Annotated in this window: 5 protein-coding genes; 2 read left to right on the top strand and 3 right to left on the bottom strand. The window is 36.3% G+C overall.

The genetic code is table 11. The annotated features are described in order from the left end of the window. Positions 1–587: 587 nt before the first annotated feature. Both FTU13_RS17300 and mobQ read right to left on the bottom strand, forming a co-directional pair. A complete protein-coding gene (locus FTU13_RS17300) occupies positions 588–1,058 on the bottom strand; it encodes a hypothetical protein (RefSeq protein WP_046650746.1) in 471 nt (156 codons plus the stop codon). Further along, entirely contained in the window at positions 1,055–2,008 is a 954-nt protein-coding gene (gene mobQ / locus FTU13_RS17295) for a MobQ family relaxase (protein ID WP_068534583.1), read from the bottom strand. The genes FTU13_RS17300 and mobQ overlap by 4 nt, the downstream gene beginning before the upstream one ends. Positions 2,009–2,221: 213 nt before the next feature. On the opposite strand from mobQ, the gene FTU13_RS17290 reads away from it, so the two are divergent. Together FTU13_RS17290 and FTU13_RS17285 are read left to right on the top strand one after the other, a co-directional pair. After that, the gene (locus tag FTU13_RS17290; protein ID WP_151710984.1) at positions 2,222–2,512 is read left to right on the top strand and encodes a mobilization protein; all 291 of its coding nucleotides are present in this window, start codon (positions 2,222–2,224) and stop codon (positions 2,510–2,512) included. A 44-nt stretch (positions 2,513–2,556) separates the two neighbouring features. Continuing rightward, positions 2,557–3,048, top strand: a complete 492-nt coding sequence (locus tag FTU13_RS17285) for a hypothetical protein (protein WP_151710985.1) — start codon at positions 2,557–2,559, stop codon at positions 3,046–3,048. Positions 3,049–3,061: 13 nt separating this feature from the next. On the opposite strand, the gene FTU13_RS17280 is transcribed toward FTU13_RS17285, so the two are convergent. Beyond that, the gene (locus FTU13_RS17280) at positions 3,062–4,045 is read right to left on the bottom strand and encodes a RepB family plasmid replication initiator protein (protein WP_151710986.1); all 984 of its coding nucleotides are present in this window, start codon (positions 4,043–4,045) and stop codon (positions 3,062–3,064) included. Positions 4,046–4,848 lie beyond the last annotated feature (803 nt).

The following is a 4,848-nucleotide window of genomic DNA, read 5'->3' as shown; positions in this document are numbered from 1 at the left end:
GAGAGCTTTTACTATTTTTTCATTTGAGTATTTCACTAATTTAATTCTCTTATCTATTCAATAAATAATAATACTATAACGATTTTATTGGAGGTTTTTTGATTCTATTTAACATAATGGCTGTTATACGAAATTTGATTGATTTTTACTAAAACACTATTTGAAAATATAAAAAAAAGCCCAGTCATGGAATACTGGGTTATGGAAACTCAAATAAGGATTTATATTTTATAAAGTATTTAAAAAACCATAAAAAAACTATGGTTTTTTTTGTATAAACTTGCTTGTTGTCTCTACTTCATTGAATACTTCAAATTTTTTCCGATCATTATCGAGTTTAACAACGAGAGCTAAAATAAAAATCATTATTATAAAAGCTAGGAAAATCAAATACCTTCTCATTATTAATTCCACTATCAGTGCTATAAAGTATGCTTCCCTATAGCAAATAGATAGGACATAAAGAATGAAAAGTAAAGCTCGATACTTTGAGACATGGCTATTGCCATATCTCAAAGTCGAGCCACTTTGCGATATTCGGTAGCAATAAGATTAAGAAAAGAACCGAGCAAAGTACTTGCCAGTATTTATTTAGGGTCAATAACACAGTAATCCTTATTCGTTCCATGACAGTCATTTTTCATAACTCGGACACAAGATTTATCATTACAATTTCTAATATCTAAATTATATCTTTGTTCTAGCCACGCTGCCTCTGCACGACGTTCCTTGATCTCATCAAAACTTGGAATAAATAAAAATATAAAAGACAGGAAAACCAGCACCAGACTGAGGAAAATTGCACATAACAAGGCAATAAATCTGTAGTTCAATTTGTCGGTAGCCTTGTCTAGTTCATGGATGCGACCTTGAAGGGCACGTGTAGCTTCCTGATTTGCGTTATTTAGGGTCTTTTTGCTTTGTTCTAGTACCCCACTAGCTACTTTGTTGTAAAACGTCTCTAATCGCTTGTTATCATCTGCTATAGCTTCTCTATATTCCTTCATGGAGGCTAATAGAATATACAACTGATCATCTAAATCATTTTGGCTGCTCATAGCGATGGTCCACTTCTCTTCATGCTCTTGCGGTGTTTCTGCTTCATGGCTTGTTCTTGCTGTAGCTTCAATTGCTGTTTACGTTCCAGTTCTAGGCGTTTAACTTCCTGTGCTTTCTTCCATTGCTCAAAGCCTTGCTCAACACGGTTGAACCCTTGTTCTAAGGTTTTTTCTTTATGCTGTTGTTTGTTTTGGAGCTGTTGGCTGTTCTGCTGTTTTACCGTGTCGTTGAAACGACTGATCTCAGTATCTATACCTTTCCTGCGCATCTGCGTGACCTTGCTACCCTCATGGATAGTGGCTTGTAGCTGATTACCTTGATCGACATAGCTGCGGTGGTCGATTCTTTCCCGATACCCTGCATGTTCGAGGGCATGATTCGCTAGGTTTGCCCAGGTGGAACGGATCTGTTTAATTTCTTCCTGGCTTGTTCCCATACCCAGTGTTTTTCTTTTGGTATTACTTAACTCAATATCGGCTTTATCTTTAAGAACTAAATTCTGCTCTGGATCTAATTCGGCCTTGCGCGTTGTCAGTAAGATATGTGCATGATGATTTTTATCACTGCCATTCTGACTAGGTGCATGAATGGCTAAATCCGCGATTACTCCATAACGGTCTACTAAAGATTGCGCAAACTCTTTGGCCAGTTCTTTTCGTTGTTCCTCATCTAATTCATCAGGCAAAGCAATCACCCATTCACGTGCTGTTCGGGCATCTTTTCGGTTCTCTGATTTTTCTGCCATATTCCAGACTTGGCTTCGGTCTAATTCGATATCCAAATTAGAAATAATTTCGGTATAAACCACACCTTCTTTTCTCGTAAAGTCGTGCGTTAATCCTGTCCGTTCATCTTTCAATTTTTCTCCTGCACGATAAGCCATAGATGCAACCGCAGTTCGTCCCGAACTTCGGTTAACAGTCTTCGTCGTACAGTGATAAATTGCCATGCCTTAGCCTTGTGATGGTTTTGCTTTTGCTTTTAAAAATTGCGTAGCGATTTTTGGGGTTAAGGGGATTCCCCTTACGCAAACTTTGACTTGGATGAAATCCAAGTCGTAAGTGCGCATTTCATGAAAAACACGATAGCATATAGCTCGCTTGAACTCTAGTTCATAGAGCCTTATGCTTGAGTGGTTTTCTATATCCCGAAATGAACCGTTATGACAAAATCAACTGAAAATATTGAAAAGAAAATTGAAGCCCAGTTAGAGAAGCTGAAACAGTTAAAAGCTCAGAAACAGGCTATCGAAGCAAGAGAACGCACCAAGAAAAAAGAACAGGAACGTAAGGACGATACTAGACGTAAAATTCTGCTCGGTTCTTATTTGATTAAAAAGATGAATGCTAATGAAGCAAATAAAGAAAAAATACTTGCTGAACTTAACGAGTATTTAACAGAAGATCGGGATAGACAGCTTTTTGATTTGCCTAATATTGAGATATCCAAATAATGCGAAAAACACTAGTTTTATGGGGTGGAATTTTAGCGACAATTATGAGTACGCAGAATCTTAGTGCTTGTGAGCCACACTCACCAGATGAGGTATTTATAGCAAGGGTTCAATCATTTGAATCAGGTGAAAATCAGACTAAATTTCAATTTTCTAACCATAATTTTATTTTTCGCCCATTAATGGCTTGGTTTAGATATTCTAGCCCAAATGAATGGAATAGCGATTTTAAAATTAAGAATATAAAAAAAGGAAGTTTGATCATTGGTTTAGCATATCCGCCAGATGGTAACCAAGCAAGAAAGTATCAGGTGAGTTCACTGGCATTACTTCAGTGTAAGAATGATGTTATCTCAATAAGTAAGCCATCCGTTCCTTTTTTAGTATGGAATAGAGAAAAAGGACATTGTTTCTATACGGATAAGAGTGGTCTACTGAACGGCTTTCTTGAAAAAGATCAGACTTATTATTTACATAAAATTCAAGCTAAATATCCGACTTGCCGTAAACTGTACTCAGCGTTCCCTATGACGTAATGTATATAAAATCTTAGTCTTTGAAGTCTGTTTCAGTCCGCAATGCTTTAAAAATCCGCTTTGCGGTTTCCTCTCGGACGGATGTAGGGTCACGTAAAATATTGGCAATCCATATTGAAAAGGCTGGGTAATCTTTATTGTCGGCTAAGTCAGAGATGCTATGAACCTTAGATAATACTGAACTGTAGGTCTTAATTTGACTGTCAGATAAGTTGCTGAACATATCTATAGTTTTTTGATCTCGCTGAGATTCTATTTTTTTAGGTGACAATTTTTGCTTAAATTTTAATTCTATGTGTGTGAACTTACGCCCTGTTTTTAACAGTTTATATTTGATTGTAATGGGAGATTTTTCATTAAGTTCATCAATTGCGGTATCTATTACCCATCTTTTTAAGTCTGCCGTTAATGGATACTTATTATTCAGATCAAGCATATTGCGCAAGTCATCAAGCCTTATTTTTCGATAACCTGTACTCTTGAATTGCATCATTAATTCATAAAATCGAACGCTATACCCACTACTTACTCCTGCTATGTCTTGAAGAAAATATTGTGTGAAGTTAGATGATAAGTTACTAATAAAGGGTAATACAGACTTACTAAACCTTATTGCCGCCAAAATATAATCTTCTGCATAAGGATCGCTCCCTGTCACCTCTTGGATAAATTCAGGATTAGCCAAAGCCCAATCACTATTGTATTTCATGATGTCTTGAACCCATCGAGTTTTAAATGTCCCTGCTTCAGTTGTTATTGTGATAACTCTATTAAAAAGTCGATCACATGCTTCTCTAATTTCTCTGCTTGCTGTTTTTGGGTTAACACCTAACTCAATAAATGATTCCCTTGTGACGCAATAACCTGTGTTATCTGTCACTTCTTCGCCTTTGGGTATACAGGCTATAGCCGCCAAAATTAAGCGCTGTTCATTCAAAGACAGTTGATAACTAGCTTCAATAATATTATTTGCTTTGACTACTAAGAGCTTACTCATTTTTGTATTCCTTATTATTAATTATGAGAATAATATATCGCCTCATAGTTATGCGTCAATCCCTCATAGTTATGCGTCAATCCCTCATAGTTATGCGTCAATCCCTCATAGTTATGCGTCAATCCCTCATAGTTAAACCGTGCAAAGCCACGCACAGCATGGCTTTGAGTGGGGTCTAAAAATATTTAAAAATATTTAAAATATTAAAAAATAGGGAAATACTTAAAACTGCCCTATGTACTCGCTAAAGCTCGTACTCTATTGAAGCTCGTTCCTCGCTTCGTGGGGCAGTTTTTCGTTAATACTATTTGTGAAATCTAAAAGCAAAAGCATTGGTAATGTATTCGCTTCGCTCATACTTTTTGAAAAGCAAAAGCTCCAAAGTTCGCACCCATTCGGGATGCTCTGTATCTTTCGTTGTGAAGCAAAGGGGAGCTTGTAATCAGAGAAAAGGCGAGGGCGAAATTTTAATGATGCTCAATCACTCGTAGACACTCGTTCGGTTCTTATTATCTAGGTTTTAATTATTCACTGGAGCTAATCAAAACCGTGGAACATTGCTCAAGAAGTAAGCGTGGAACGTGAAAAATGCATAAAAAAGCCCAATCGGCTGTGATAGGGCTTTTCAAACAAACATAAGACACTGAAATTTAAAGATAAATTTAAAGCATTTCGTATAAGGTGTATTATGTTAATTTTAGGGAAATTTAAGAATCTCTATGCAATGGTTTATTCAATATTCTTTGATTTCTTATCTTTTAGGTTAATCAGAAATAGCCAATAACATAAGCCAGGAAATAGAG

The organism is Acinetobacter sp. YH12064, assembly GCF_013419735.1.
GTDB classification, from domain to species: domain Bacteria; phylum Pseudomonadota; class Gammaproteobacteria; order Pseudomonadales; family Moraxellaceae; genus Acinetobacter; species Acinetobacter amyesii.
Note: the sequence above shows the minus strand (reverse complement) of the source record. Positions and strands in the feature narration are given on the sequence as shown.

What these genes read in the sequence shown, in the direction of transcription:
- FTU13_RS17300 (WP_046650746.1), bottom strand. Translation starts at nt 1,058, where the DNA reads ATGAGCAGCCAAAATGATTTAGATGATCAGTTGTATATTCTATTAGCC.
- mobQ (WP_068534583.1), bottom strand. Translation starts at nt 2,008, where the DNA reads ATGGCAATTTATCACTGTACGACGAAGACTGTTAACCGAAGTTCGGGA.
- FTU13_RS17290 (WP_151710984.1), top strand. Translation starts at nt 2,222, where the DNA reads ATGACAAAATCAACTGAAAATATTGAAAAGAAAATTGAAGCCCAGTTA.
- FTU13_RS17285 (WP_151710985.1), top strand. Translation starts at nt 2,557, where the DNA reads ATGAGTACGCAGAATCTTAGTGCTTGTGAGCCACACTCACCAGATGAG.
- FTU13_RS17280 (WP_151710986.1), bottom strand. Translation starts at nt 4,045, where the DNA reads ATGAGTAAGCTCTTAGTAGTCAAAGCAAATAATATTATTGAAGCTAGT.